Source organism: Chryseobacterium sp. Tr-659, from assembly GCF_011752975.1.
In the GTDB taxonomy this organism is placed as follows: Bacteria; Bacteroidota; Bacteroidia; order Flavobacteriales; family Weeksellaceae; genus Chryseobacterium.
In genome coordinates this window covers 55,960-81,514 of sequence record NZ_VWWP01000008.1, presented here as the reverse complement: position 1 = coordinate 81,514, position 25,555 = coordinate 55,960, and the positions used below count along the sequence as shown (strand labels likewise).

General features: G+C 35.7%; 21 protein-coding genes. 13 read left to right on the top strand and 8 right to left on the bottom strand.

The window, feature by feature from the left end; all coding sequences use genetic code 11:
• Positions 1-2: 2 nt before the first annotated feature.
• The 5 genes from F3J23_RS16780 (at position 3) to F3J23_RS16760 (ending at position 8,648) form a co-directional block, all read left to right on the top strand.
• Complete coding sequence (locus F3J23_RS16780; RefSeq protein ID WP_167031644.1) at positions 3-1,496, top strand: NuoM family protein; 1,494 nt, start codon at positions 3-5, stop codon at positions 1,494-1,496.
• A 137-nt stretch (positions 1,497-1,633) separates the two neighbouring features.
• Positions 1,634-3,013: an NADH-quinone oxidoreductase subunit N gene (locus F3J23_RS16775; protein WP_167031640.1), complete on the top strand. Its 1,380-nt coding sequence runs from the start codon at positions 1,634-1,636 to the stop codon at positions 3,011-3,013.
• 171 nt (positions 3,014-3,184) lie between these two features.
• Positions 3,185-5,239 carry a S41 family peptidase gene (locus F3J23_RS16770; RefSeq protein WP_167031637.1) on the top strand — a complete coding sequence of 685 codons (2,055 nt, stop codon included), beginning with the start codon at positions 3,185-3,187 and terminating at the stop codon, positions 5,237-5,239.
• Positions 5,240-5,389: 150 nt separating this feature from the next.
• Entirely contained in the window at positions 5,390-7,705 is a 2,316-nt protein-coding gene (locus F3J23_RS16765; protein WP_167031634.1) for a GAF domain-containing protein, read from the top strand.
• 136 nt (positions 7,706-7,841) lie between these two features.
• Complete coding sequence (locus F3J23_RS16760; RefSeq protein ID WP_167031632.1) at positions 7,842-8,648, top strand: sulfite exporter TauE/SafE family protein; 807 nt, start codon at positions 7,842-7,844, stop codon at positions 8,646-8,648.
• 18 nt (positions 8,649-8,666) lie between these two features.
• Here F3J23_RS16760 and F3J23_RS16755 read toward each other — a convergent pair whose 3' ends face one another.
• Both F3J23_RS16755 and F3J23_RS16750 read right to left on the bottom strand, forming a co-directional pair.
• Complete coding sequence (locus F3J23_RS16755) at positions 8,667-9,590, bottom strand: bestrophin family protein (RefSeq protein WP_167031629.1); 924 nt, start codon at positions 9,588-9,590, stop codon at positions 8,667-8,669.
• A 15-nt stretch (positions 9,591-9,605) separates the two neighbouring features.
• On the bottom strand, positions 9,606-10,781 hold the full coding sequence (locus tag F3J23_RS16750) for a Pycsar system effector family protein (protein ID WP_167031626.1): 1,176 nt from the start codon (positions 10,779-10,781) through the stop codon (positions 9,606-9,608).
• Positions 10,782-10,807: 26 nt separating this feature from the next.
• Between F3J23_RS16750 and F3J23_RS16745 the strand changes: the two genes are divergently transcribed.
• Both F3J23_RS16745 and F3J23_RS16740 read left to right on the top strand, forming a co-directional pair.
• Entirely contained in the window at positions 10,808-14,524 is a 3,717-nt protein-coding gene (locus F3J23_RS16745) for a metallophosphoesterase (protein ID WP_167031623.1), read from the top strand.
• A 329-nt stretch (positions 14,525-14,853) separates the two neighbouring features.
• The gene (locus F3J23_RS16740; RefSeq protein ID WP_167031620.1) at positions 14,854-15,573 is read left to right on the top strand and encodes a hypothetical protein; all 720 of its coding nucleotides are present in this window, start codon (positions 14,854-14,856) and stop codon (positions 15,571-15,573) included.
• Between the two features lie 86 nt (positions 15,574-15,659).
• On the opposite strand, the gene F3J23_RS16735 is transcribed toward F3J23_RS16740, so the two are convergent.
• From F3J23_RS16735 to ruvX, 5 genes are all read right to left on the bottom strand, one after another.
• The gene (locus tag F3J23_RS16735; protein WP_167031617.1) at positions 15,660-16,532 is read right to left on the bottom strand and encodes a hypothetical protein; all 873 of its coding nucleotides are present in this window, start codon (positions 16,530-16,532) and stop codon (positions 15,660-15,662) included.
• A gap of 57 nt (positions 16,533-16,589) precedes the next feature.
• A complete protein-coding gene (gene mazG, locus F3J23_RS16730) occupies positions 16,590-17,357 on the bottom strand; it encodes a nucleoside triphosphate pyrophosphohydrolase (protein ID WP_167031614.1) in 768 nt (255 codons plus the stop codon).
• A gap of 275 nt (positions 17,358-17,632) precedes the next feature.
• Positions 17,633-18,190 (bottom strand): DUF5606 domain-containing protein, encoded by a 558-nt coding sequence (locus tag F3J23_RS16725; protein WP_167031611.1) that lies wholly within the window; start codon positions 18,188-18,190, stop codon positions 17,633-17,635.
• A gap of 76 nt (positions 18,191-18,266) precedes the next feature.
• Positions 18,267-18,839, bottom strand: a complete 573-nt coding sequence (gene def / locus F3J23_RS16720) for a peptide deformylase (RefSeq protein ID WP_167031608.1) — start codon at positions 18,837-18,839, stop codon at positions 18,267-18,269.
• Positions 18,836-19,252, bottom strand: coding sequence for a Holliday junction resolvase RuvX (ruvX, locus tag F3J23_RS16715; RefSeq protein ID WP_167031606.1), 417 nt, complete (start codon positions 19,250-19,252; stop codon positions 18,836-18,838). The genes def and ruvX overlap by 4 nt, the downstream gene beginning before the upstream one ends.
• A 115-nt stretch (positions 19,253-19,367) precedes the next feature.
• Between ruvX and F3J23_RS16710 the strand changes: the two genes are divergently transcribed.
• Both F3J23_RS16710 and F3J23_RS16705 read left to right on the top strand, forming a co-directional pair.
• On the top strand, positions 19,368-19,844 hold the full coding sequence (locus tag F3J23_RS16710) for a SixA phosphatase family protein (protein ID WP_167031603.1): 477 nt from the start codon (positions 19,368-19,370) through the stop codon (positions 19,842-19,844).
• A gap of 330 nt (positions 19,845-20,174) precedes the next feature.
• Positions 20,175-21,227 (top strand): T9SS type A sorting domain-containing protein, encoded by a 1,053-nt coding sequence (locus F3J23_RS16705; protein WP_167031600.1) that lies wholly within the window; start codon positions 20,175-20,177, stop codon positions 21,225-21,227.
• Between the two features lie 332 nt (positions 21,228-21,559).
• On the opposite strand, the gene F3J23_RS16700 is transcribed toward F3J23_RS16705, so the two are convergent.
• Positions 21,560-23,104, bottom strand: a complete 1,545-nt coding sequence (locus F3J23_RS16700) for a serine hydrolase (protein ID WP_167031597.1) — start codon at positions 23,102-23,104, stop codon at positions 21,560-21,562.
• A gap of 98 nt (positions 23,105-23,202) precedes the next feature.
• Between F3J23_RS16700 and F3J23_RS16695 the strand changes: the two genes are divergently transcribed.
• The 4 genes from F3J23_RS16695 to F3J23_RS16680 all read left to right on the top strand — a co-directional run bounded on the left by F3J23_RS16695 (position 23,203) and on the right by F3J23_RS16680 (position 25,509).
• Positions 23,203-23,667, top strand: coding sequence for a hypothetical protein (locus F3J23_RS16695; RefSeq protein WP_167031595.1), 465 nt, complete (start codon positions 23,203-23,205; stop codon positions 23,665-23,667).
• Between the two features lie 75 nt (positions 23,668-23,742).
• On the top strand, positions 23,743-24,240 hold the full coding sequence (locus F3J23_RS16690) for a metallophosphoesterase family protein (RefSeq protein ID WP_167031592.1): 498 nt from the start codon (positions 23,743-23,745) through the stop codon (positions 24,238-24,240).
• A 39-nt stretch (positions 24,241-24,279) separates the two neighbouring features.
• On the top strand, positions 24,280-24,774 hold the full coding sequence (locus F3J23_RS16685; RefSeq protein WP_167031590.1) for a Smr/MutS family protein: 495 nt from the start codon (positions 24,280-24,282) through the stop codon (positions 24,772-24,774).
• 18 nt (positions 24,775-24,792) lie between these two features.
• On the top strand, positions 24,793-25,509 hold the full coding sequence (locus tag F3J23_RS16680) for a DUF3822 family protein (protein ID WP_167031587.1): 717 nt from the start codon (positions 24,793-24,795) through the stop codon (positions 25,507-25,509).
• Positions 25,510-25,555: the final 46 nt, after the last annotated feature.

The window sequence follows — 25,555 nt, the reverse complement described above, 5'->3', positions numbered from 1 at the left end:
TAATGTCTTGTTTATTATTAACATTATTACTATTACCTCTAGTAGGTTCGGGATTAGTTTTTGCCTGGAAGAATAGTTCCAGCAAATATTTGGCGCTTGGAATTGCACTGGTACAGATGCTTCTTACATTCTATATGCTTTCGGATTTCAACTTTGGACCGACAGTAGATAGTAAGCTTCAGTACGAAATCACCTATCCTTGGTCACAATTTATTAAAAGTACTCTTCATTTCGGAGTAGACGGAATGAGCATGCTTCTTTTATTATTGACCAATATTCTGGCTCCAATCATTATTTTATCTTCTTTCAACGAAAATGTAAACTACAGAAATACATTCTACGGATTGATTCTGTTAATGCAATTCGGTCTTGTAGGAGTATTCACTTCTTTGGACGGATTATTATTCTACATTTTCTGGGAAGTAACTTTGATTCCAATTTGGTTCATTGCCGGACTTTGGGGACAGGAAAATAAAAGGTTCGAGTTCACTACGAAATTCTTCGTATATACATTCGTTGGATCATTATTTATGTTAGCCGGATTGATCTATGTGTACAACCACTCTGCATCATTCGCTTTAACAGATTTATATAATGCCCAACTGAACGAAACACAACAGACTGTGGTATTCTGGTTCATCTTCTTTGCTTTTGCAGTGAAATTACCGGTATTCCCTTTCCATACCTGGCAGCCTGATACCTATACCTACTCTCCTACTCAAGGATCGATGTTGTTATCTGGTATTATGCTTAAAATGGCGGTTTATGGGGTAATGCGTTATTTACTTCCAATCACTCCGCTTCCGATTGCCGGAATTTCAGGACAAATTGTAATCATTCTGGCCATTGTAGGAATTGTTCACGGAGCATTAATTGCGATCATCCAGACGGATATGAAGAGAATCATTGCGTATTCATCTTTCTCTCACGTAGGATTGATGGTAGCAGGGATCTTTGCTTCTGCAGTAGTTACTTTAAGAGGAACTTTCAATGTGGAAGGAGCTGAAGGAGCATTGGTACAAACTTTTGCTCACGGTATCAATGTAGTAGGATTATTCTACTGTTGTGATATTTTATACAAGAGATTTAAATCAAGAGATATCAGACAAATGGGCGGTTTAGCGAAAGTAGCGCCTAAGTTTGCTGTATTGTTCCTGATCATTATATTAGGTTCAATGGGAGTTCCATTAACCAATGGATTCATCGGAGAATTTATTTTGTTGAAATCTGTATATGATTTTAACGGAACAGCAGCAGTAATTGCTGGTCTTACGGTAATTCTTTGTGCTGTATATTTATTGAGATTCTACGGAAAAGCAATGTTCGGAGAAGGAGATGAAGCAGTTTTAAGTACAGCAAAAGATTTATCAGGTGTAGAATTTTCTGTATTGGCAAGTTTAGCGGTTTTCGTGATCTTACTAGGTATTTTCCCACAACCGGTAATCGAAATGGTGAGTAGTTCGGTGAAGTTTATCTACACAGCGATGGCTAACTAAAAAATTAAAAGATTTAAAAATTAAAAAAATAAGAGATTAGAGAGAATAAAGATAAAAGATGAAGAGATAAAAGACAGAAGCTTTTAACTCTAAACCTTAAACTTTAAACTTCAAATCTCACATCTCAAATCTATATTATGAGTGTTTTAATTATTGTTTTCCTAACGGCAGTTATTGCGTTATTTTCGGGAGTTTTTGAACAAGGAAAATTCGCAAGATACATTGGGATTTTGGGATTAATCATCGCATTGTACGTAAGTTTTATGCCGGAATGTTCGTTTTTCGATCATTACAAGCATATGTATGAGTACAGTGGCAATACTGCATTATTTACTAAAATATCAATTGTAACAACATTATTGTTATTCTTCCTGGGAGGTTTTGCTTTCAGCAACCACAGAAGCCACCAGTCGGAATTATATGCATTGATGCTATTTGCATTATGTGGAGGAATCATCCTTTTCGGATACCAGAACCTGGTAACGATGTTCTTAGGAGTTGAAATTCTTTCCATTCCATTATATGTAATGGCTGGAGCTAACAAAACTGATCTGAGATCCAACGAAGCTTCAATCAAGTATTTCCTTATGGGTGCATTTGCAACAGGTTTCTTACTGTTCGGTATTGCGTTTATCTACGGAAGCGCAGGAAGTTTTGATTTATATAAAATCCATGATTTTGGAGTAGCTAATTCTGGTAATGTAATGTTCATCCTAGGAGTATTATTAATCCTTTGTGCACTGGCGTTCAAAGTAGCATTAGCACCTTTCCACATGTGGAGTCCTGATGTATATGCAGGTTCCCCTTCATTGATCACAGCTTTCATGGCGAGTGTAGTAAAAATTTCCGGATTCTTTGCGCTGTTCAGATTAATGACTCTTGGTTTTGCGGGGGTTACTCACGAATGGATCAATGTTTTAGGAGTGTTCTTAATCATTACTTTACTTTTAGCAAACGTGATGGGACTTGCTCAGACAAATGCAAAAAGAATGCTGGCATACTCTTCAGTTTCTCACGCAGGATACATTGGATTGGTATTCTTCGGAATGACAAGCCTTTCTACATATAACTTAGCGTTCTATTTATTCGCTTACTCTTTATCTACAGTAGGAGTTTTCATGTGTCTGATCTGGGTAGAGAAATTAAAGAGAGAAACTTCTTTCGGAGCCTTCAAAGGATTGGCAAAAACAGAACCCTTATTAGCTACAGCAGCAGCAATCTCTATGCTTTCAATGGCTGGAGTTCCTTTAACTGCAGGGTTTATGGGGAAATTTGCCCTATTCTCCCAGGCTATGAATGGTGCCGCTTTCTTAGTATTGGTAGCTGTTTTAGGTTCTGCCCTGTCTATTGCTTACTATTTAAGACTGATTATTGCGATGTTCTTCTTCAAAGAATCAACATTCAAATCATCAGAAAAAGTAACGCTTACTTACAACATCATTGCAGTGATTGTAATTGCTTTGATTATCATCCTGGGAATCTTCCCGGATATCTTTGCAAGAATGTTCGGATTGTAAAATCTGAATTCAAAAATATCAAAAGCACAACTTTTAGTTGTGCTTTTTTTATGGCCAATAGTCAAACCTGAATAAAAACAAAAGCTTATATTTGAAAAAACAAAAGCCAAAAACTCCGCATACTCTAACTTCTGATTTTGTTATAGTGATGTGCTATCCTCTTTTTTAAATATGAAAAACCTTTTCCTCATTATCTTCCTTGCCTTATTGTCAATCAGCTGTAACTCTCAAAACAATAAAGATTACAATTTCGGATTCGAAACAAAAACCAGGAACAATTCATTACCTGAAGGATGGTATCACTGGGGAAACATCATTGCAAAGAATGAATCTGCACTATTTCAAGCGGGAAAAAAATCTGTTATCATCCAATCTCCCACTCAAGCTTCCGAAGGAGGTATCTCTTATACACTTTTCAATATTTTCCAGGGAAAAGAGCTTAGGTTAGAAGGATATGTTAAAACAGAAAAAGTAGAAAACTCCGCAGGATTATTCATTTCTCTGGCTAGAGGAGATCAGCAGCCTCTCGGATCAAACGAGATCAAAACAGAAAATGTTCATGGAACCACAGATTGGAAAAAATATACCATTACGTTACCAATTACCGAAAATCAGGGCACTCTTCAAATCGGTGGTTTCCTCAAAGGAAAAGGAAAAGTCTGGTTTGATAGTTTCAAAGTTTATGTAGATGGAACCAATATTGAAACAATAGCTTCCGAAGGACATTACCAGTCTGCTGATGAATTCTTACTGGATTCCCAGTTCAAAATTGACAGCCTCAACGAAACCCAAATCAGTAACCTTTATCAACTCGGCAAAACCTGGGGATATCTTAAATACCACAGCCCGGAAGTCTCGAAAGGAAATATGAACTGGGATTATGAACTGTTCCGTTTTCTACCCCATATCAATTCTAAAAATTTTGATGCTTTACTATTTAACTGGAGCAGAACTTTCGGTGCCGGAATCAAAACTGAGATCAAAGAAAATTATTATGTTGATATTGTTTCTCCGGATCAAAATCCGGTATTTAAAAATGAAGAACCCTATCAAAGAATAAAATGGGATGATACCGGAATGAAAATTCTGGCTTTATTCCGATACTGGAACAGTATTAACTATTTTTTCCCATACAAAGATATTATAGGAAAAAACTGGGATCAAATTTTGAAAGATTACATTCCAAAAATCATTCATACCCATGACGAACTCAGTTATAAACTGACCATACTGGAACTTACTACTGAAATCCATGACACTCATGCCGGCATTTACGATTTCGGAAATATTATTGATGAATTTTACGGTATCAGAGAAGCTCCTTTGAAAACAAGATTTGTTGATGAGCAATTGGTTATTACAGATATCAGTAAACACAACTCGGTTTCAGGATTTAGTGTTGGAGATATCATTACAGAAATTGATCATCAAAAAGTAAGTGACCTTCTGAACGAAAAAGCAAAATATATCCCGGCTTCCAACAAAGCTTCTCTACTAAGAGAGATTAGTAAAATCATACTTAAGACCAATGAAGATGATATTGTATTAAAGATTAAAAAAGATAATGGTGAAATTTTGGATATCAGTTCAAAAACAATTCCAGCTCAGGATATGGCGGCGAAAGCAAATACATCTGCATACAAGGAATTGGATCCTGCTACAGGATATATCAATTCCACCATTATAAAGGAGCAGGAAGTTCATACGGCTATGGAAAAGTTCATGAATAAAAAAGGTATCATTATCGATCTTCGAGGTTATCCTAAACAATTTACAGCAGAGCTGCTTTCCGGATATCTGTATCCTGAAGAGAAAGAATTTGCTTTGTTCAAAATAACATCGCTTCAGCATCCGGGAAAATTTGAAATGAAGGGGATTGCAAAAATCGGTAAAAGAAACAAGAACTATTATAAAGGTAAGATCGCTATTTTAGTTGATCAAAATACGCAAAGTGCCTCTGAATTTATAGCTATGGCTTTACGTACCGCACCAAGATCAGCTGTGATAGGTTCCCAGACCGCAGGTACAGATGGAAATGTCTCTTATATAGACCTTCCCGGCAGAATCAGTACTTCAATGAGTGGTTTAGGAATCTATTATCCTGATGGAAAAGATACCCAGAGAACCGGTATTTCTATTGATATTCAGGCTAAACCGACACTTCAGTCAATACGTAAAGGCGAAGATCTGCTGATTCAAAAGGCGGTAGAATTTATTAATCAGTAAAACAGTCATCTTTATTCTTCAGAAACCTTAATAAATTATAAAATATGCTGAAATTTTTCTCTAAACATCCGTAAATTATATAGAATAAAATAAAATTTACAGAATATCAATATTCCGCTTTTTTCATAACTTTACTTTAAATTTCAGCTCTTGGCTAATCTTTACAAAAAAGACTCCCCTTTTCAGGTTTATATTTCATTCAAAAAATATTTGGATGTGTTGGAGCATATCCGTTACAATGACCGCCTGGAATACCGGGTCAATTATGCGGAATCGCTGATTGAGAGCACAAGAAATTTCAAAGAACTGCGAGATGGTTTTCAGGATACAGCACTTCTGGAGAAAAATGAAGACCTCATCAGAATGCTCCTTGCAGACCTCTTCCCTACCGGTCTTACCAAAAATGAAATAAAAGCGGCAAGTATTCCTCTTTCCAACATCACTTTCAATTATACAGAAAGATTTAAAGATATCCTTAAAGATGCGGGAACAGATTTTGAAATAGAACTTAGAAATATTACGGATAATGAGTTTTATGTCTTCTGCTGCTGCTTGATTCTTCAGGCTTATTTCAATAAAGATATCAAAAGTACGATTCCGTTTTATTATGATATCCCGAATAAACAGGGAATCATGAAACATTATAAGATAACGGTCAATTCAGATTTTACAGAAGTTACTCCTACAGAAGATGCCAAAATTCCATCTGATGATGTGCTGGATATGCTTTTGGAAAACCTGGATGATTTTAAATTGTGGAAAAAATATTTCCCTTCACAATCATGGATATTGAAAGGGTTTACCATCATTTCACTGGTAGACTGCACCTCTGAGGTTGCTTTATCGGATCTGAAATCAAGTATGATAGAAATAGATCCGGAAAACATGAATCCTAATCAAAACCTAACCGAAATCTTCAAATCCTATTTTGATGTTCCGGAACTCAGCTTCGGGCTGATGACCTTCAATAAAAAGGAACAGAAGCTTGATAAACTTCCGATTTATGAAAGTTTTCTGACCAATCATATCCTTGATTTCTGGATCAATACTTTTGATGAAGAAACCCGTAAAAATACTTTTGATAATTTAAATCACAATTCAAAACCGGTTGTGGTTTCCAATGTTAATAATCTGGATGAAAATGTCAAACAACTCCCATCATTCAGTATTTTAAAGGATAATAACGTCAACAGCTTCATGGTAATCCCGATCATGAAAGATAAGGAGCTTCTTGCTATTATGGAATTCACTTCTCCGATAGCCGGCAGTTTTAACGGTTTAAAGCTCAAAAAAATGGAGTTTTTTACCGATATGATTCTCTTCTCACTGAGCAGATTTTATTTTGAGAAAAATTACCAGATAGAAGCCATCATTCAGCGTGAATACACCACCATCCACGACAGTGTGGTATGGAAGTTCAGAAATGAAGCTGAGAAATATTTCACAGCGTCGCTAGGGAAAAAAATATATACTTTAAAACAGATTTCATTTAAAAATCTTACCCCTCTGTTCGGAGTTTCAGACATCCGTTCTTCTTCAGAAAAACGTTTTAACCTGATGCTTGAAGACCTCAACCAGCAGATTGAATCATTGAATGAAATTTTAACACTCACCAATTCCGATTCGGAAAAATTCTTACTGGCTCTTGATATTTTTGAGAATGAGTTAAATAATGAGATCAAAGCAGATACGGAGCAGCGTTTTCAAAGAGTATTAAGAGAAGAAATTCATCCTTTCCTGCAGGGTAAATTGGAAGTAAAAACATCAGGAGAAATAAAAACAAAGATTAAAAATTATTTTTCACAAATCTTTGGTCCTACAAATCTTTTTTACAATCACAGAAAAAATCTGGATGATTCTATTACCCTTGTCAACAGAAAGCTGGCAGATATGCTGGATGAAAGCCAGGTAAAAGCACAGGAAATTTTCCCGCATTATTATGAAAGATTCAAATCGGACGGCGTGGAGCATAACCTGTATATTGGTCCAACAATCGCTCCTGAACTTCATTATACTGCAAAAGTAGTCCATAAACTGAGATACTGGCAGCTAAAGACCATCTGCAAAATGGAACTTGAGTTCCAGTCTTTCAAAAAAGACCTACCTGTACAGCTGGATATTGCCTCATTAATCTTTGTTTATAATGAAAAAATAGATATCCGCTTCAGAATGGATGAAAAGCGCTTTGATGTAGACGGAGCTTACAATTCCTATTATGAAATCATCAAAAAACGTTTGGATAAAGCTCATGTAAAAGATTCTTCAGAACGCATCACCGCTCCCGGAAAGATCACCATTGTCTACTTCGGAATGGAAAACCAGAAAGAATATCTGGACTATATTTCCAAACTGCAGAAGAAAGGTATTTTACAACATGATGTGGAATTTTTAAGAGTGGAAGATTTACAAGGAATTACCGGATTATTAGCACTAAGGGTTTCTTTACAACAAAATGAATTAATATAATACATATTAACTTTATTTCTAACGAAAAGTAACGTAATTTGTGCAATGCAGAAATGTTTTTAATCGAAAAAATCATTTATTTTGTACCTAAAAATAGGGCTGAATACTCTTCTTTTTTATCAAAAACACAAATCTTATGAACGAATTATTTCTTACCCTGGAGTATCCTGTATACCTATTGGTCTTCCTATGTTTTCTTGCTTTTGCTGCCGGTTTTATTGATGCAGTTGTTGGCGGCGGCGGTTTAATACAAGTTCCTGCTTTACTTATAGCATTCTCAAATCTTCCTGTACCTACCATTTTCGGAACTAATAAAATTGCGGCTTTATCAGGAACATTATTTGCTACTTACAGATATACAAAAAAGATCAGGTTTGATTATCTTTTGTTATTCACTATCTGTGTGTTTGCTTTTATTGCCTCTTTACTGGGAGCTCAAACAGTAAGTATAATCCGAACAGAAGTATTAAAACCAGCCATTCTTGTTATTCTTATTGTAATGGCAGTGTATGTATATCAGAAAAAAGAACTGGGAACAACACAAACGAAAGTATTGTCTTTCAGAAAACAAATGATAACAGGATCATTAATAGGTATTGTAGTTGGGTTTTATGATGGTTTATTTGGACCAGGGACTGGTAGTTTCTTCATACTAAGCTTTGTATTTTTTATGGGATTTGAATTCTTAAAAGCTTCCGCTTATGCTAAAGTTATAAATTGCTGTACCGGTATATCTGCCCTCATCATATTTATCAAGCAGGGGTATTATCTTTTGGGCGTTGGATTACTGCTCGCCTTCTTTAATATCATTGGAAATATTGCCGGCAGCCGTATGGCATTGAAAAAAGGAAATGGCTTTGTAAGAAAAATTTTTCTTATCGTAGTATCCATCATGATTATACGTTATGGATATGATATCTCAACAGAATATTTTAAGCTATAATTGAGAAATTCCTAAAAATTAATCCACAAAATAAGTATCCGGCTTTTTCAATTCTCCCTGTGGAATTCCGGCCTGTTCAAAAATTGAGAATTCAATTGTACGGCAGATACTATTCAGGGCAAGATCATTTTCTTCTTCCCCGAAAGGCTCTCCAATCTCCTGAATGATTGCATCAAGAGCAATAAAAGTATAGCTTATCAACAAAACGATCAAAGGCATCATCCATCCCAGCGTATCAACCAATCCGAAAGGAAGCCAGAAGCAATAAAGATATACGGTACGATGCAGCAAAACACTGTAAGCAAATGGTAACGGTGTATTATAAATCCTTTCACAACCCCCGGAAATATTAGAGAACTGGCTCAGCTGATGATCCATGGAAGTCATGACAATCGTATCTATATTTCCTTTTTTATTCTGCTCATTCAGCCAGTCTGCTATAAAACCAAGGATAATACTTGGGATAAATTTCTTCCCTTTTACCTGTTCCTGCTGTTCAGGAGAAAGCAGCCTTTCAAGATGTTCTGTCCCCGATTTATCTCTCAGCTGGAAATTCAGAGACCATGAAAAGGCAGAGATCAGCTTAATGATCTTTTGTTTTTCTTCTTTAGCTTCAGAAGAAGGATCATTCACAAGTGATAAGATCTGCCTCGTTAAAGATCTGGTTTCAATCACAAGAAGCCCCCAAAGCTTTCTGCCTTCCCAAAAACGATCATAGCTCGCCGAATTACAGAATCCCATAAAAATGGCCAGTGCCAGACCAATCAGTGTAAAAATAGTCGGATTAAGGTGTACTTTATAATCAAAGACCTTTCCTTTGAAATAATAGATGGCCAATGAAAACAACGTGATGATGGTAAGCTGAATGATGATTTTCTTCAATACAGATCCTCTCCATATAAATAACATTTTCAGCCAATTCGTACGCTGTCTGACAATCATTGTGTATTGTTTTAATTAAAGACTAAGAAATGCAACCCCAAAAGACAGCACGGAAATAATGATTCCTGCCATAAATATCTTATAGGTAATTGATAAAAGCTTGTACTTTCTGTCCAGAACTTTTCCCAGATAATACAGATCTTTTACCATAGAATCATAAATATAATCCCTGTCTTTAATCAGATCTTTCATGGCATTGTGATAATCATCAAACAACATCTGCTGAAAATTTCCGAAGAACAACAAATTTACTTTTCTGTTTGTAATATCCTGGGCTGTAAATGTGGTTTTTGTTACATTGGGTTTTGTAGACAGGATTGCAAATATGATGGTGAGTACACTAGACAGCAGCAATATGAAACTCGGAAGAATCAAATGTGAATTTTTAGGAGCATCGAGCTTCGGAACCAATACGGAAAGGCAAACCGAAATAATTATTGCATTTACAGATAAAAGAATATTGGCCTTACTGTCGGCAATATCACTCAGCCTTGTGTGATTGTTAAGGGTAACCCTGAATAAAGTATCTACACTTCTGTCTGATTTCTCTTTTTCCTTTTTAACTTCTGAGTTCTCTTTTTTGCTCTCTTTTTTATCGTCCTCTTTTTCCAGCTTCTTTTCGATCTTCTTAATATTCTTCTTTTTCAGAGGCTCCCAGTTATCCTTAGCATAATCTGTATAAAAAGTATGCTTATTCTTCAGCATATCCAGGTTTCCGGCGTTCCATTCTTCATTAGAAAAACATCTTACATTGGTAAGCTCCCATTCTTTTCTTAAAGCATCGGAAATATCACTGTAATCATGGCCTGCAAAATGACTGAAATCAGCATCTTTTACAATTTTTTCCAGTAAATTCTGCGGTTCGTAATGGATCTTTGTAGCCAGGATGAGTTTTTCAACATCTGCAATATAGTTTTCAGGATAATTTTCCTGATGAAGAAACGTCTTCATAATTTCTACGCCTCTCTCCTCATGGTTCATGGCACATTCTATATATCCTGTATCATGAAACCATAATGCTACAAGTACTTTCTCCTGATCCTCTTCAGAAACAGGAGTATTTTTCATGATTTCCTCAGCCTTATTGACTGTGTAGGCAGTATGAATAAAATTATGATAAAAATATACCGGAGATAACTTATCTTTGAATAAGATTTCAACATAATTTTTAGCTTTGTCTAGAATGCTCATTCCTGAATTTTTGTTAATGTAAATTTATGAATTTATCCTTTAAAACTCATCTAAAAAATACTTCTATTGCTCTTAGAACAGTAATGTCTGCAGGAGTCCTTTATTCCTGTGCAACATATAACGTACAAAAGGGCAAAAACTTATTCGAAGTAAAAGATTCCGACATTAAATCTGAAAATGATTTTAAACTTTTCCTGATTGGAGATGCCGGAAATTCAGATGAACCTCAGGCACAAAAAACACTGGATTTACTGAAAAACAAACTGGATTCAGCAAACAGCAACTCTATGCTGATTTTTCTGGGTGATAATATCTACCCTAACGGAATGCCTGAGAAATCGGATAAAGATTATGCAATCGCTAAGCAAAAATTAGAGAATCAGCTTGCTATCACCAAAAACTTTAAGGGAAAAACATTGGTAATCCCGGGAAATCATGATTGGTATAGTGGGCTCGAAGGATTGAATAACCAGGAATCTCTGGTAAAAAAATATCTTGACGATAAAAAAGCATTCCTTCCTAAAAATGGCTGTCCTATTGATGATATCAACATATCTAAGGACATTAAACTAATCGCCATTGATTCGGAATGGGTGATTACAAACTGGGATAATTATCCGGGCATCAACAAGAACTGCAATATTAAAACCCGTGAAGATTTCTTTACTGAATTTAAAGATCTCATCATTAAAAATCAGGGAAAAAGGATCATTGTTGCTTTACACCATCCTATTATGAGCAGCGGAACTCATGCCGGATTCACTTCTGCAAAATCACATCTTTTCCCATTCAACAGTAAAGTTCCGGTTCCGGTTGTTGCAAGCTTTCTTAATATTTTAAGAAGCTCTTCCGGAGCAAGTCCTGCAGATATCAATAATCAGCATTATGCTGATCTGGCTAACAGACTCAAAAGTATTGTTCAGGATAAGGAAAACATTATTTTCGTCTCTGGTCATGATCACAACTTACAATATCACGAAGACGGAAATCTAAGACAAATCATAAGTGGTGCCGGCTCAAAAACAGATCCTTCCACCATCGCAGAAAAAACGGATTTTTCTTATGGAGGCAGCGGTTTTGCTGTTTTGAATATCAGAAAAGATCAGAGCACTGATGTTGAGTATTTCTCCACAAAAAATACCCAACTTGAAAAGCTTACCCACATTTCAGTGATCTCAAAACCGGATGTATTTGTGAATAATTTTCCTAATACTTTCCCGGCAACATTCTCTTCAACCATTTATCCGGTACAGCTTACCCAAAAAAGAAAGTTCTACCGATGGCTTTGGGGTGAACATTACAGAAAATATTACGGAATTCCTATTGAAGCGCCCACTGCCAATCTTTCAGAACTGAACGGAGGCTACATCCCTTTCAGAGAAGGCGGAGGAAACCAGTCCAACAGTTTAAGATTAAAAGCTGCAAACGGACAGGAATTCGTAATGCGCGGCGTGAAAAAAAGTGCAGTCCGCTTCCTGAATAATATGGCTTTCCAGAAAAGTACATTGGGAGAAGAGCTTGCAGATACTTTTCCTGAAAAATTCTTACTTGATTTTTATACCACCAACCATCCTTTCACACCTTTTAGTGTAGGAAATATGGCCGATAAGCTGAATATCTTCCACAGTAATCCGAAGCTGTATTTTATTCCAAAACAGCAGGCTTTAGGGAGATATAATGAAAACTACGGTGATGAAATGTATATGATTGAAGAACGTTTCTCTTCCGATCCGAAAACTCTGGCTTCTCTGGACAATGCCAAAGATATTATTTCTACAGATGACGTATTAAAAAACCTTGCTAAAAGCAATAAATACTCCGTAGATAGAGAATCTTACATCAGAGCCAGGTTATTTGATATGCTCATCGGCGACTGGGACAGACATTCTGACCAATGGAAGTGGGCAGAATATGAAGACGGGGATAAAGTCACTTATAAACCTATTCCCAGAGACAGAGATCAGGCTTTCAGTAAATATGACGGAGCAGCATTTAAAATTATTATGAATGTTCCTGCCATCCGTCATATGAAAACATTTACAGAAGATATCAGTAGTGTAAAATGGGTGAATATGGAACCTTACCCTATGGATCTTGTTTTCTTAAAAGGTGCCGATGAACAGGAATGGGAAACACAGGCAAAATATATTCAGGAACATCTGACGGATGCCGATATTGATGATGCTTTCCATAACCTTCCAAAGGAGGTTCAGGATGATACCATCGCAGATATTCAGAGAAAGCTGAAGATAAGAAAAACCAAACTGCAAAGCTATGCAGCTCAATATTATGATGTACTACAGAAAAAAGTTTCTTTAGCAGGAACTATAAATCCTGATAAATTTATTATCACCAAAAACGGGCACTCTGTAACGGTACAACAATATAAGCTGGGGAAAAATAAGGATAAAAATGAGCTGGTTTTTGAGAAAACTTACAATGATTCAAAAACAAAGGAGCTCTGGATCTACGGGCTGGAAGATGATGATATTTATGAGGTGGTTGGAGCCGGAAAACCCAAAATGACCATCAGACTGATTGGGGGATACAATCACGATACTTATAATATAGCAGATGGCAGAAAGGTAAAGATTTATGATTTTAAATCTCAAAAGAATACTTACAATGCCGGAAGTGCAACAAAGAATATTACGGATGATTATGATATCAACAGCTATAATTACAAGCACCCGAAATACAACTCTGTTGCAGGATACCCAAATCTGGATTATAACCCGGATGATGGTGTTATCGTAGGTTTCCTTGCAAATTATACAGTTAATAATTTTATCCGTGATCCTTTCACTCAAAGACATAGCTTAAAAGCCAATTTTTATACGGCTACGGCAGGTTTCAGTCTTACTTATAAAGGTGTTTTCAAAAAAGCAATCGCAGGATGGGATATCAACCTGGATGCATTTTATACTACACCAAGATTCTCACAAAACTTCTTCGGTCTTTCCAACGATAGTGAATATGACAAGGAAAATACGGAAAGAGAATACAACAGGGCAAGGATTTCAAAATTTAATTTTTCACCATCCATTTACAAGAAAAGCTGGATGAACCTGAGCCATCAGTTTCAGCTTACTTTTGAAGATAATAAAGTACAAAGAAAAGACGACCGTTTCATCAACCAGTCTCCGGATGTGAGACCGGATGTATTCAACAGCCAGCAATTTGTGGGTGCCAATTATACTTTCGGATATAAAAACGCTGATAATATGGCTTTTCCTACTCTCGGGCTGGAGTTTATGCTGAATGCCGACTGGAAATCCACGATCTCAGATTTTAATAAAAACTTCCTTACACTGAAAGGAAGACTAGCTATTGATCACAGAATTGACAAAAAAGGGATCTTTGTATTTGCCAACGCAAGCAACGTGATGTGGATGAACAACAATAATTTTGAATTCTACCAGGCGGCAGCCATCGGCGGCAACAATGGAATGAGGGCTTTCAGAAATGAGAGGTTCTCCGGAAGGTCTTATTTTACCAACAATTCTGAGGTAAGATGGGATTTCGGAAGAATAAGAAACAATATTGTTCCTGCCAACATGGGAATTCTGGTAGGTTATGATATTGGCCGTGTATGGAATGATAATGAATATTCAAGAAAGTGGCATCAGTCTGTAGGCGCCGGTGTATGGCTGAGCATTGTGGAAATGATGTCTGCAAGACTGAACTATTTCTATGGCTCTGATGGCGGAAGAATTTCTGCCGGAATCGGGATGAATTTTTAATTAATCTTATCTGCAAAAGATAGGTTAACTCATTTTTTCAGTTCTGAATTACATTTCAAAAACAAAATATAAATCGTTATTAAACAATATTTTAAGATTAAAAAACATAAGTAACCAAAAAAAACTTAATTTAATTTAAATTTAATAATTCTACTTTTCAGCATATATTTTTCATCAATAAAATAAATATGACTTTTAAATAAAGGTCATATTTTCAGCTCCGTATACCAAATATACAAATAGCGAAATATGTTTGTCAATTCCTTAAAAAACAGACATTTAAAAAACATTTTATATTTGTCATCACAAACAAAAAAACCAACATCTGGATGAAAAAAAAACTATTATACATGGCATTATTTGTGATGTTTATAAGCCTAAAAGCACAAGTAGGGATTAGAACACCAACTCCTCAAAGTACATTACACGTTAACGGTACCCTTCAGGTAGTAAAGGATCTGAATGTAGGCGGCGATGACAGAACGAAAGGAAACTCAGGTAACAAGGGAGAGTTTTTAATGTCAAACGGAGCCGGAAATACACCGGTATGGAAAACCATAGAATCTGAAAACTTTTTAAAAGTTGTTTTCGTAGGAAACAAAACAGATATTAATCCAAGCAGCGGAAGTTTTACCGGTACACATAGTACACCGGTGAGCACTCATGAAAACTACTCACAAACCTATATTTATAATGTGAGCAATAAAATTGACACGGCTTATTTAACATACAATTCTACCTCGGGATTATTCACCGTGGTAAAACCTGGTTTTTATAATATTGTTCCGTATATTACTTATGATCTGAATTTAAATCCGAACGGGCAAACCGCTGGTACTGCCAATTCTTATATTCAAAGGGTATCCCCAACGCAGATTACACTTGCCGGAATATCCACAGGACATGGTGAACGTACCACAGGATTGAATCATAATCTTTCTTCTATCAACTTCTTTAATGCAGGAGAAACGTTCAGGGTACGATGCCGATACACCCAGGATTTCAGATTGTCCAGCGGTAATATACATATCTCTTACCTTACTCCATAACAGACATCAACTCAATCACTTTAACTATATTATTCAAGAAATCCACAGATATTCTCTGTGGATTTTGATTTATAATCGTCTATTAGTTAAAAGGAGAATGTATACACATTTCCGCCTTCATTCTTTCCTTTTTCATCAGCAATCATTAGTGTTTTATTATCAAGAAAAACAATCGCTTCCTTCTGGGAATTATGATTTAAAGGGATCTTCTGAATTTTAGCAGTACTGAAATTATCGGCTGTAAAACCGGTCAGAACATGGATATTCTTATGGGTCAGCAATACAATCTTATCTTTTGCACTGTTGATAGTTGCCGAAGTGATTGCAGCATCGTTATATCCACCCTGAAGCTTCAGAGTTCCTATTAATTTAGCTTCAAAATCTCCTTCTTTGTTAGGTACTTTAAATACAAGGAAAGTTCCGTCAAAACCTTTGCTTCTGTTCTTCGTGAAAAGATAAAAATTACCATTCATCTCTACAAAAGCTTCACAATCATATAAAAAGTTTGATTTTTTTGGAGGAAATTCGGTCTGCCCCTGATAATGAAACTTTGTAGTCTGAATAACCTTTGTGCTTGCTTGGGTACTGTTTTTAAGATCTGTTTTTAAAATCGCAAGATCTCGTCTGTCATTATCATTGTTCCCAAAATCACCGATATAAATATTTCCCTGCGGATCTGATATAATATCTTCCCAATCCGTGTTTTCAGCATTTTCTACCGGCACCTTCCCTATCATTTCACCTTTATCATTAAGGCTATACACTGCATTTTTATTCCCTCTGTCTTCTATTACCCAGATGGTCTTCTTATCCTGTGACAACGTAATCCCTGAAACTTCCTTTAACTTTTTAGGTAAAGAAAACTGGACTTTCAATTCATCGTCTTTAGCCGGTGAATTCTGAGCTTTTGGATTGCAGCTTAGTAAAAATAAAGCAGGCAAAATAAGAAAACGTAGCATAATGTATTTTTATTTTTTAAACTGAATATAAGAAGTGTTACTTGCCTTCAACAGGATTTATGACAATTGTTTTGCTTTTTCCCAAAGTACATCCATTTCTTCCAGAGACATGTCCGCAAGCTTTAGTCCTTTTTCTTCAGCAATTCCTTCCATCTTTTGAAATCTTGAAATAAATTTAAGATTGGTTCTTTCCAACGCTGAATCAGGATTAATCCCGGAAATTCTTGCATAATTGATGAGTGAGAAAAATACATCACCCAGCTCCTGCTCTTTTTTATGCGGATCAGTTTCTTCATGGAATTCCTGAATTTCCTCATCTACTTTCTTCCAGGCATCTTCTGCATCATGAAATTCAAACCCGATTCCTTTTACCTTATCCTGAATTCTATAAGCTTTTACCAGACTCGGTAAGCTTTTCGGAACTCCTCCCAAAATGGACTTGTTACCTTCTTTTAATTTCAGCTTTTCCCAGTTCTGTTTAACTTCTTCTTCATCTTTCACTTTTGTATCTCCATAGATATGCGGATGACGGAAGATCAGTTTTTCATTAAGGGAATTAATGACATCTGCAATATCAAAACTTTCTTTCTCGGAACCGATCTTGGCATAAAAGACCAGATGAAGCAAAACATCTCCCAGCTCTTTTTTTATTTCCTGTAAATCTTCCTGCAAAATAGCATCGGAAAGCTCATAAGTCTCTTCAAGTGTAAGATGACGTAACGATTCTAAAGTCTGTTTCTGATCCCACGGGCATTTTTCTCGCAGATCATCCATAATATCAAGTAATCTTCCGAAAGCCTCTAGTTTCTCCTGTTTCGTATTCATAAGTAATGGGAAATTCAATCTTATACAAATGTAAGGGATTTTGGTTCTATGACAAACGCTGGGAATGAAAATTCAGGGTTAAGGGTTCGAAGAGCGAGATGGGGTTCAAAATTCAAGGTTTATGGTTTATGGTTTATGGTTTATGGTTTATGGTTTAAAGATAAAGACGAAGTTTGAAGTGATCAGAAAATCCTCTGATTATTTGCGACCTAAAAACAAAAACCTTGTCAGGGTATTTCCTGACAAGGCTTTGATATTTTTAATTCAAAAATGAATTATCCTTGTTTTCTGTGTGTGCTTTTCGGAGCTGATTTTGCAGCTGAAGTTGCTTTTACTTTTGGTGCAGCCGGCTTTTCTGCTTTTGGAGCCGCTTTTTTAGCTTCTTTTTCGATGCTTACTTCTTCCGCAGGTTCTCCTTCTAAAGTTTCAGGTTCTGCTTTTACGAAGCTTTCCGGAGTGATGTATCCTGCTTTTTGAAGGATGTTATACCACTGAGCCAGTTTCTTGATATCAGAAGAATATACTCTTTCCGTATCATAGTTCGGAAGAGATGTCAACATAAAGTCTTTCAAATCTGCATCAGAAGATTTGTGAGAAATAGTTTCTTTATAGTCGTTGTTTTTAGCAATATTTTCAAAAACTTCGAACAAAGGAACTTCTTTTTCAAATGTAAACATTGCAATATTATCTAATAAACTTACCTGGCTTGAGTTTCCAATGCTTACTTTTTTCTTGTTGGTAACATCTTCAATGATGAATCCATTTCTTAATTGAGAAACTAGTTTGTAAAGTCCTGGTTTTCCAGAAATTGAAATTATTTTTTCTAACAGCATAATTTTATTTTTAGTAAATTCTGCAATCAGCGCTAAGCTTTTTGCTATATATTATTTCTTTTAATCCTTGTTTAAATTATTTTGGGAATCTCATTTTGTAACCGATGCTTACGTCACCCTGGGAGATCTTTGTCAGTTTTCCTTTTACCAGTTTCTTCTTCAGAGCGCTCAGGTGGTCGGTAAACAGAATCCCTTCAATGTGGTCATATTCATGCTGAATTACGCGGGCTCTAATATCGGAAAAAGTTTCTGTATGTTTTACAAAATTTTCGTCATAATATTCAATAACGATAGTTCCTTTTCTTTTTACATCTTCTCTTACATCCGGAATAGAAAGACAGCCTTCGTTGAACTTCCATTCTTCACCGGATTCTTCAAGAATTCTGGCATTGATGAATACTTTTTTGAACTCTGCCAACTCATCTTTGATATCCTCATAATCTTCATCTTCAGCAAGAGGCGTCACATCTATTACAAACAAGCGGATATCCAGTCCGATCTGAGGTGCCGCAAGGCCTATGCCGTTTGCACTGTACATCGTTTCGAACATGTTATCTATCAATTCCTGTAATTCGGGATAGTCTTTGTCTATATCTTTTCCCACTTTTCTCAAAACAGGATCCCCAAAAGCTCTTATCGGTAAAATCATCTTAATCTTTGTTCTAAAAAATTCTGCAATATGATGGTTGCACTTACTTTATCTATTAATCCTTTTTCCTGCCTCTTTTTTTTATTTTTTCCACTTTGAGAAATAAAAAATGAAGCCATTTTGGATGTAAATCTTTCGTCCAAACGGTGAACCGCAATATCCGAAAATTCTTTTTTAAATTCTTCAATGAACTTTAAAATATCGGTTTCCACTTCTGAAACGTTTCCTTTCAAATCTATGGGAAGCCCAATCACTACTTCATCTACCTTGTTTTCTCCGAAATATTTTTTCAGAAAATCCATTAAAGAACGGTTCTCCACAGTCTCCAGCCCACTGGCTATAATCTGCATATCATCCGTTACAGCAATGCCACAACGCGCCTTTCCATAGTCTATTGCAAGGATTTGTCCCATAAGTTTGCAAATTTAGTAAAATTTAATGATTTTATTCATAACGCAGTTTTTTTATATAAATCATGTTTTATTCCATTATTTTTTTTATAATTTTAATCTTCCAAAAAACAGATATATGAAGAAACTCATCCTCGTAAGACATGCAAAAAGCGACTGGCCTGAAGAAACAGAGGACTTTGACAGACCTTTGGCAGACAAAGGTTTGCAGGATGCTATGAACATGTCCAGGTTCCTTAAAAACAATAATATTTCCATTGATCACTTTGTATCCAGCCCGGCAGTGCGTGCCCTGAATACATGTAAGATTTTTAATCAGACTTATCAGCTGAACTGTTCTACTGATGAAAAATTGTACAATCCTTCGGAAAGAAGTTTTGAATCTGTAATATATGATCTGGATGACAACCTGAACTCGGTTGCTTTTTTCTCTCATAACAACGGAATTTCCAATTTTGCGAATTCTATTTCTGAAGATATTTTCCATTTCCCGACCTGCGGAGTTGCCGGTTTTGAGGTAGACTGTGAATCCTGGTCCGAATTCGATGGCGCTAAAAAGAAGCTTCTATTCTTTTATGAGCCCGGGAAAATATAAATTCAGCACGCTCCTTTTTTATTTTGCACAGCATTGTTCTTCTTTTTTCCTTTCATAAAAAGAAGAGGAACAACTATGTCATAAACAGATTCCCCTTTTTCACATAACGTGTTACTCAACTAAGTAAGCATTCTATATAATCGTTAAAAAAACATTCAAGAATCATCTGCTTTTTGCAACATGATAATTGGCTTATGTTTCATCCATCTTTCCAAATTACTCTACAAACAGTCCCATATTATTTTGTTCATGATATTTGTCAGAAGTATGGATTTTTTATTCTTAATAAAGTATTTTTGTTTAAATTTAATTATTCTAAATAAAAATAAAATGAAAAAACAATTTTACTTCTTAGTTTTAATTCTGATTTTGGCTGGAAACAAATTAAACTCACAAGCTACAGCCAATGTACTGATTGACAACCTACAAACTCCTAATCCTATGGTTATAGACGGCAATACCATGTATATCGGTGTCTATTCCCTTGATAAAGTTATCAAAGTAGACATTAATAACCCAAATACTCCTCCTGTAGATGTCGTGACAGGTGTGAACCGTCCTTATGGTCTTGCTTTAAAGGATAATATTTTATACGTTTCTGAATTTGGAGGAGACAAACTTTCAAAAGTTGATCTAAATTCTCCTAATCCGACTCCACAAGTTATACTAACCGGAATAAACAGTCCGCTTGGTCTTGAATTTGTAGGAAATGAACTCTATATGGCCCTTGAAGGAGATAATAAAATTGCCAAAATAGATGTAAGCCAGGCTGTACCTCAGTTGATTGATGTAACATCTGCAGAGTCTCCATTTGAAATCGAGATCATTGGTAATGACCTTTATTTTACAGAACGGTTTCAAGGAAGACTATCAAAATTCGATCTGACCAGCTCAAGTTCACCGACTGTAATAGCACAGGGATTAAGCTATCCATCGGGACTTGTTTCTCATGGAAAAGATTTATTTATTTGTGAGGCAGGAGCTTCTAAAGTTTCCAAACTTAACATTACTCAAACTAATCCAGTTGTATCTACAGGGCTTGTTTCCAATGGATTTGATTATCCTTCCGGATTGGCTGTAAGAGAAAATATCATTTATGTAACCGATTTTTTTGCAGGTACTGTGCTGAAGGCAGATCTGACAACCCTATCTGTTTCTGACGAGAAAATCCGCAATAATAAAACATCTATTCACCCCAATCCGACTAAGGAAAAATTAACCGTATTAAACGCTCCTTCAAAGGATTATAAAATCTTTGGTATGGTTGGAAATCTTGTTCTTTCAGGAAAAATGGAACGTGATTCTATTGATGTAAGTAACCTCGTTAAGGGAGCTTATATTATTCAAATCGGGGACGTTATTAAAAAATTCATTAAAGATTAAAAGACCGGGAGCTTGAAAAGGGAGGTTTGAAGTTACCATTGAACCTATGACTTCTTATAATTATTTTCAACAATTTTCTCTTTCAGCATCAACTTCCCAATAAGATCATATTATCTATAAAGAGAAGAGCTCCAATAAATATTGGGGCTCTTTTTTGGCTTGGCTCACGCTCATTAAAAATAAATAATATAAAAGAAGCTGTTTTAAAAGGTAAAATATGAATCTGAAAATCTCCTAAATAACAAATTTATCACATAAGAACCCTAGAGGCAATAAATTTTAAGACAGTCTCCTTCATTCAATATTTTAAAGTTTTTCAATTCATTATTGACCTACTTTCTCTTCAGATCCAGATCATCAAAATCAAAACTGAAATCCGTAACGTCTGAAATAGGTTTCAATCTTGCAGATTCAGCCTTTCCGTTTTCATCATAATTGAAAATAATATAAGCATCTGCATCATAGCTTCTGTCATCCCATTTGATAATAAAAGAATTATTGGAATACGGAAGCAGCTCGCCTTTTAGCCTTGGAGAGTTTTTGCATGAAATTCTGTAAGCATTTCCCTGCTGCGCAATGTCAACATCTCCGAACCATACATCATTGTATGCACCTATGAATTGTTCTGCTTTTGGCTGAAGTGGTTTATCTTTTTTAAATGTTTCTGATTTTGCAAATGCATCTTTCTTTTGTTTATCATATTCCGCATTTACTTTGGCCATTCTTTCCCCATAGGTCTTCAGCCAGTTTCTGTCTGCTACACCAAGATAAGAATCTTTTACGGTATTGGTAATTGTATTGAAAGCTGCTCCCGACTGTTGGTTTGTCAGTACTACAATTCCTAATTTCAGATCTGGAATTAATGTAAACTGAGTAACGGTTCCTATCAAACCTCCTGTATGCTGCACTTGCTTGTGTCCTTTTACATCACTTAAGAACCATCCTAGTCCGTATCCGTAAAAACTTGTATCATATGGATTTTTTGCTGCAACACGATCCGGAATCTGTAAACTCCAAAGCTGCTGTGCATTTTTATCAGACACTAATTTTTTACCATCTTTGGTAGTGAAATTATTCAAGAGACATTCTGCCCAGGCAGTCATATCTTTGATGTTACTCATTATTCCTCCGGCAGCGTTGGCTGTTTCATTCCAGTCGTGAGGAACAGCAATTGCTTTTCCGTCTACCGGAGCGTGAGCATCAATTTTATTTGTTGTAGCTTTGGCTCTGTTGTAGCTTCCGAAACTTGATGTCATTCCTACAGGTTTCATGATTCTTTGCTCAATAAATTCTGCCCAGCTTAATCCGGAAATTCTATGGATCACTTCACCGGCAACAATAAACATGATATTATTATAATCCAATTTTGTTCTGAAAGGATTTTCCGGTTTCAGATATCTTACATTGCGAACGATATCATTAACGGTTAAACTTCCTCCTTCCGGAAAAAACATTAAGTCTCCCTGCCCAAGCCCTAATCCTGCTCTATGTGTAATAAGATCTTTGATTGTAACATTCTGAGATACGTATGGATCATACATTTGAAACTCAGGAATATATTTCGAAACTTTATCATCCCAGTTCAACTTTCCTTCATCAGCTAAAATTGCTAATGCCACACAGGTAAAACCTTTTGAATTGGAAGCAATTCCCACCAGTGTATTGTCATCCATGGGCTGTTTGGTAGTAAGAGAGCGTACTCCAAATCCTTTGGAATAGGTTACTTTGCCATCTTTTATAATTCCTACAGACATCCCCGGAACATCAAAGGTTTTAAGGGTATTCTGGATCAGCTCATCCAGCTTTTTTTCTTCAACCTGCGCATTGGCCAATCCTACGGTTAAAAGAAAAATGAAAAAAGAAAGTTTCTGTTTCATTGTTTATTTTAATTTTCCCAAATTTACTAAATATTAAATGATGCTAATTTCAGCGTCATCAAAACTTCATTTATTTTACCGATAAACCCGTTTTATTCATGAAAAAGACTATTTGTATCAGTATTTTTACTTTTCTTACCATCAGTTTTAGCCACGCTCAGGACAGGACTTCCAACCCATTACTTTTACAGACCTGGAATTTGAATAAACTGGATACTTATATTTACACTTATGAAAAGCAGGATGGTTTTGAGGCCAGAAGAGAGGGAATCAGATTTCAGAAAAATGGAAAAATAACAGGAAATCTCAGCAAATCCGTATTAAGATATGATGCGCTTGAAGAATCTAACGCTAAAAATGGAAAGCTTGACCGGTACATCGGGAACTGGAAAAAGGCTTCAGATTCTACATTAACGATAGTTTTTCCTTATAATACCAATATGACCGGCACCTTTGTAATTTCAAAGCTTACAGAAAATGAGTTGAAACTAAGAAAGGTATTCAGTGCAGATATAGAAAAGAAACTGGATTCCATACGCAAAACGAAAGATATTTCTTATTAAAAAACGATCTCCGATTAATTAAAGCTTCTTTATATTTGCAGTCTAAAAATAAATTTCTGAAAGAACGCTTAGATAATGACAAAAATCCTTCTCCTTTCCGATTCTCATTCTTATATTGATGACAGAATTTTAGAATATGCTGCACAGGCTGATGAAATCTGGCATGGCGGAGATTTTGGAAGTATGGATGTTATTGAACAACTTGAAAAGATAAAACCTTTGAGAGGTGTGTACGGAAATATCGACAATGCTAAGATTCGTTCTGAGTTTCCGGAAGTCAACCGTTTTTTTTGTGAAAAACTGGAAGTTTTGATGATTCACATTGGTGGTTATCCGGGAAAATATACTCCATTAACTAAGAAAGAAATTTCTGAAAAGGCGCCGAAGTTATTTATTTCCGGACATTCTCACATTCTAAAAGCCATGTACGACGAGAAAAACAATCTGCTTCACCTAAATCCGGGTGCTTGTGGAAAGCAGGGCTGGCATAAGGTAAGAACTATGATGCGTTTTGTAGTTGACGGTGATGAGATCAAGGATCTGGAGGTAATTGAGTTAGGCCCAAGGGTGTAAAGAATTTGACGATTCTTGACAGGAGTAAAAAAGTAGAAAATGAAAATCGGCGATAAGGTTTCGGTTGTAGACGAGGATTTAAACGGGGTTGTAACATCCGTGAAGGGAAATATTGTGGTTTTCAAAGATGAATATGGCTTTACCCATCAATACGCAAAAGAAAAACTTGTTCCTAAAGATGCGGATCTTTATGATAATATCAGAGTAATAAAAAAAGAGGAGCCTAAAAAAATCATTTCTAAGAAACATCAAAAAAATCATTTGGTTTTAGACCTGCATTTTCATAATTTGGTAAAGAATCCGAATGATTATGACAGCTTTGAAAGACTTTTCATTCAAAAAGAAAAATTAATTGAAGTGATTGAGTTTTGCAGAAAAAATAATCTTAAAAGGCTGGAAATTGTTCATGGTATTGGTGACGGCACATTGCAGAGGATGGTTCGGGATGTGCTGGAAAGCCAGGTCAATATTGATTTTTATAATAAGGAAATACTTCACCACCAATCGGGTGCGGTAATGGTAGAATTTCACTAAATTTGCAGGAATTGAAATATGAACGTACTTAATTTACTTTTTACCAAAGACGGATTGATCTACCAGATTGTGAAAAACAAAAACATTCTGGAGGAAAAGTCCTACTTCGTTACTGAGGAGACACCGCCCAATCTTATTGAAGAAAAGCTGGATGAAGTTCTTATCAGGCAACGCTTTGATGAAATCCAGGTGCTTTCGGCATTTAATCACTTTACGCTGATGCCTGAAGGGTTTTCTCAGCATGATGCCGGATTTGACCTGATCTCATTCAATGCTCCTGCAAACCGGGAGAAAGAAGAACTGATGCTTTCCATTAATAAAAAATTCAATATCCAGTTCTATTATACTTTTCCGAAGAATTACTATAAAAAAATAAAAGAACTTGCCATACCGGTTCATTTTAATTTTTCCGGAGAAAAGTTTCTGAGCTCTATTCATAATAAAAATAATAAAGAGATCCACATCAATCTTTATCACAACCAATGTGAGTTTTTTGCGATTGACAATAAAAAGATCATTCTTTATAATAATCTGGATGTAAACTCGGAAGTAGATTTTCTTTATTTCATTATGTTTACCCTTAGTAAAATTGGCTTTGGAATCAATGAAACCAGCTTTTATGCTTACGGGGAAACCACGGAAAATGAAACATTCATCTCCGAACTCCAGAAATTTGTTAAAAACCTGAAAATTGTTTTTGACAATATCCCAAACAAAAATTTTATACTTAATTAGGTTGCACGCCGCAGGGAATAATCAGAAACCAAGCTTGATCATCTGC

Excerpts from the sequence above, each read along its gene's own strand:
- F3J23_RS16705 (WP_167031600.1), top strand. The coding sequence starts at position 20,175 with ATGAAAAAACAATTTTACTTCTTAGTTTTAATTCTGATTTTGGCTGGA.
- F3J23_RS16775 (WP_167031640.1), top strand. The coding sequence starts at position 1,634 with ATGAGTGTTTTAATTATTGTTTTCCTAACGGCAGTTATTGCGTTATTT.
- mazG (WP_167031614.1), bottom strand. The coding sequence starts at position 17,357 with ATGAATACGAAACAGGAGAAACTAGAGGCTTTCGGAAGATTACTTGAT.
- F3J23_RS16710 (WP_167031603.1), top strand. The coding sequence starts at position 19,368 with ATGAAGAAACTCATCCTCGTAAGACATGCAAAAAGCGACTGGCCTGAA.
- F3J23_RS16780 (WP_167031644.1), top strand. The coding sequence starts at position 3 with ATGTCTTGTTTATTATTAACATTATTACTATTACCTCTAGTAGGTTCG.
- ruvX (WP_167031606.1), bottom strand. The coding sequence starts at position 19,252 with ATGGGACAAATCCTTGCAATAGACTATGGAAAGGCGCGTTGTGGCATT.
- F3J23_RS16755 (WP_167031629.1), bottom strand. The coding sequence starts at position 9,590 with ATGATTGTCAGACAGCGTACGAATTGGCTGAAAATGTTATTTATATGG.
- F3J23_RS16735 (WP_167031617.1), bottom strand. The coding sequence starts at position 16,532 with ATGCTACGTTTTCTTATTTTGCCTGCTTTATTTTTACTAAGCTGCAAT.
- F3J23_RS16680 (WP_167031587.1), top strand. The coding sequence starts at position 24,793 with ATGAACGTACTTAATTTACTTTTTACCAAAGACGGATTGATCTACCAG.
- F3J23_RS16690 (WP_167031592.1), top strand. The coding sequence starts at position 23,743 with ATGACAAAAATCCTTCTCCTTTCCGATTCTCATTCTTATATTGATGAC.
- def (WP_167031608.1), bottom strand. The coding sequence starts at position 18,839 with ATGATTTTACCGATAAGAGCTTTTGGGGATCCTGTTTTGAGAAAAGTG.
- F3J23_RS16740 (WP_167031620.1), top strand. The coding sequence starts at position 14,854 with ATGAAAAAAAAACTATTATACATGGCATTATTTGTGATGTTTATAAGC.
- F3J23_RS16700 (WP_167031597.1), bottom strand. The coding sequence starts at position 23,104 with ATGAAACAGAAACTTTCTTTTTTCATTTTTCTTTTAACCGTAGGATTG.
- F3J23_RS16685 (WP_167031590.1), top strand. The coding sequence starts at position 24,280 with ATGAAAATCGGCGATAAGGTTTCGGTTGTAGACGAGGATTTAAACGGG.
- F3J23_RS16770 (WP_167031637.1), top strand. The coding sequence starts at position 3,185 with ATGAAAAACCTTTTCCTCATTATCTTCCTTGCCTTATTGTCAATCAGC.
- F3J23_RS16695 (WP_167031595.1), top strand. The coding sequence starts at position 23,203 with ATGAAAAAGACTATTTGTATCAGTATTTTTACTTTTCTTACCATCAGT.
- F3J23_RS16760 (WP_167031632.1), top strand. The coding sequence starts at position 7,842 with ATGAACGAATTATTTCTTACCCTGGAGTATCCTGTATACCTATTGGTC.
- F3J23_RS16745 (WP_167031623.1), top strand. The coding sequence starts at position 10,808 with ATGAATTTATCCTTTAAAACTCATCTAAAAAATACTTCTATTGCTCTT.
- F3J23_RS16750 (WP_167031626.1), bottom strand. The coding sequence starts at position 10,781 with ATGAGCATTCTAGACAAAGCTAAAAATTATGTTGAAATCTTATTCAAA.
- F3J23_RS16725 (WP_167031611.1), bottom strand. The coding sequence starts at position 18,190 with ATGCTGTTAGAAAAAATAATTTCAATTTCTGGAAAACCAGGACTTTAC.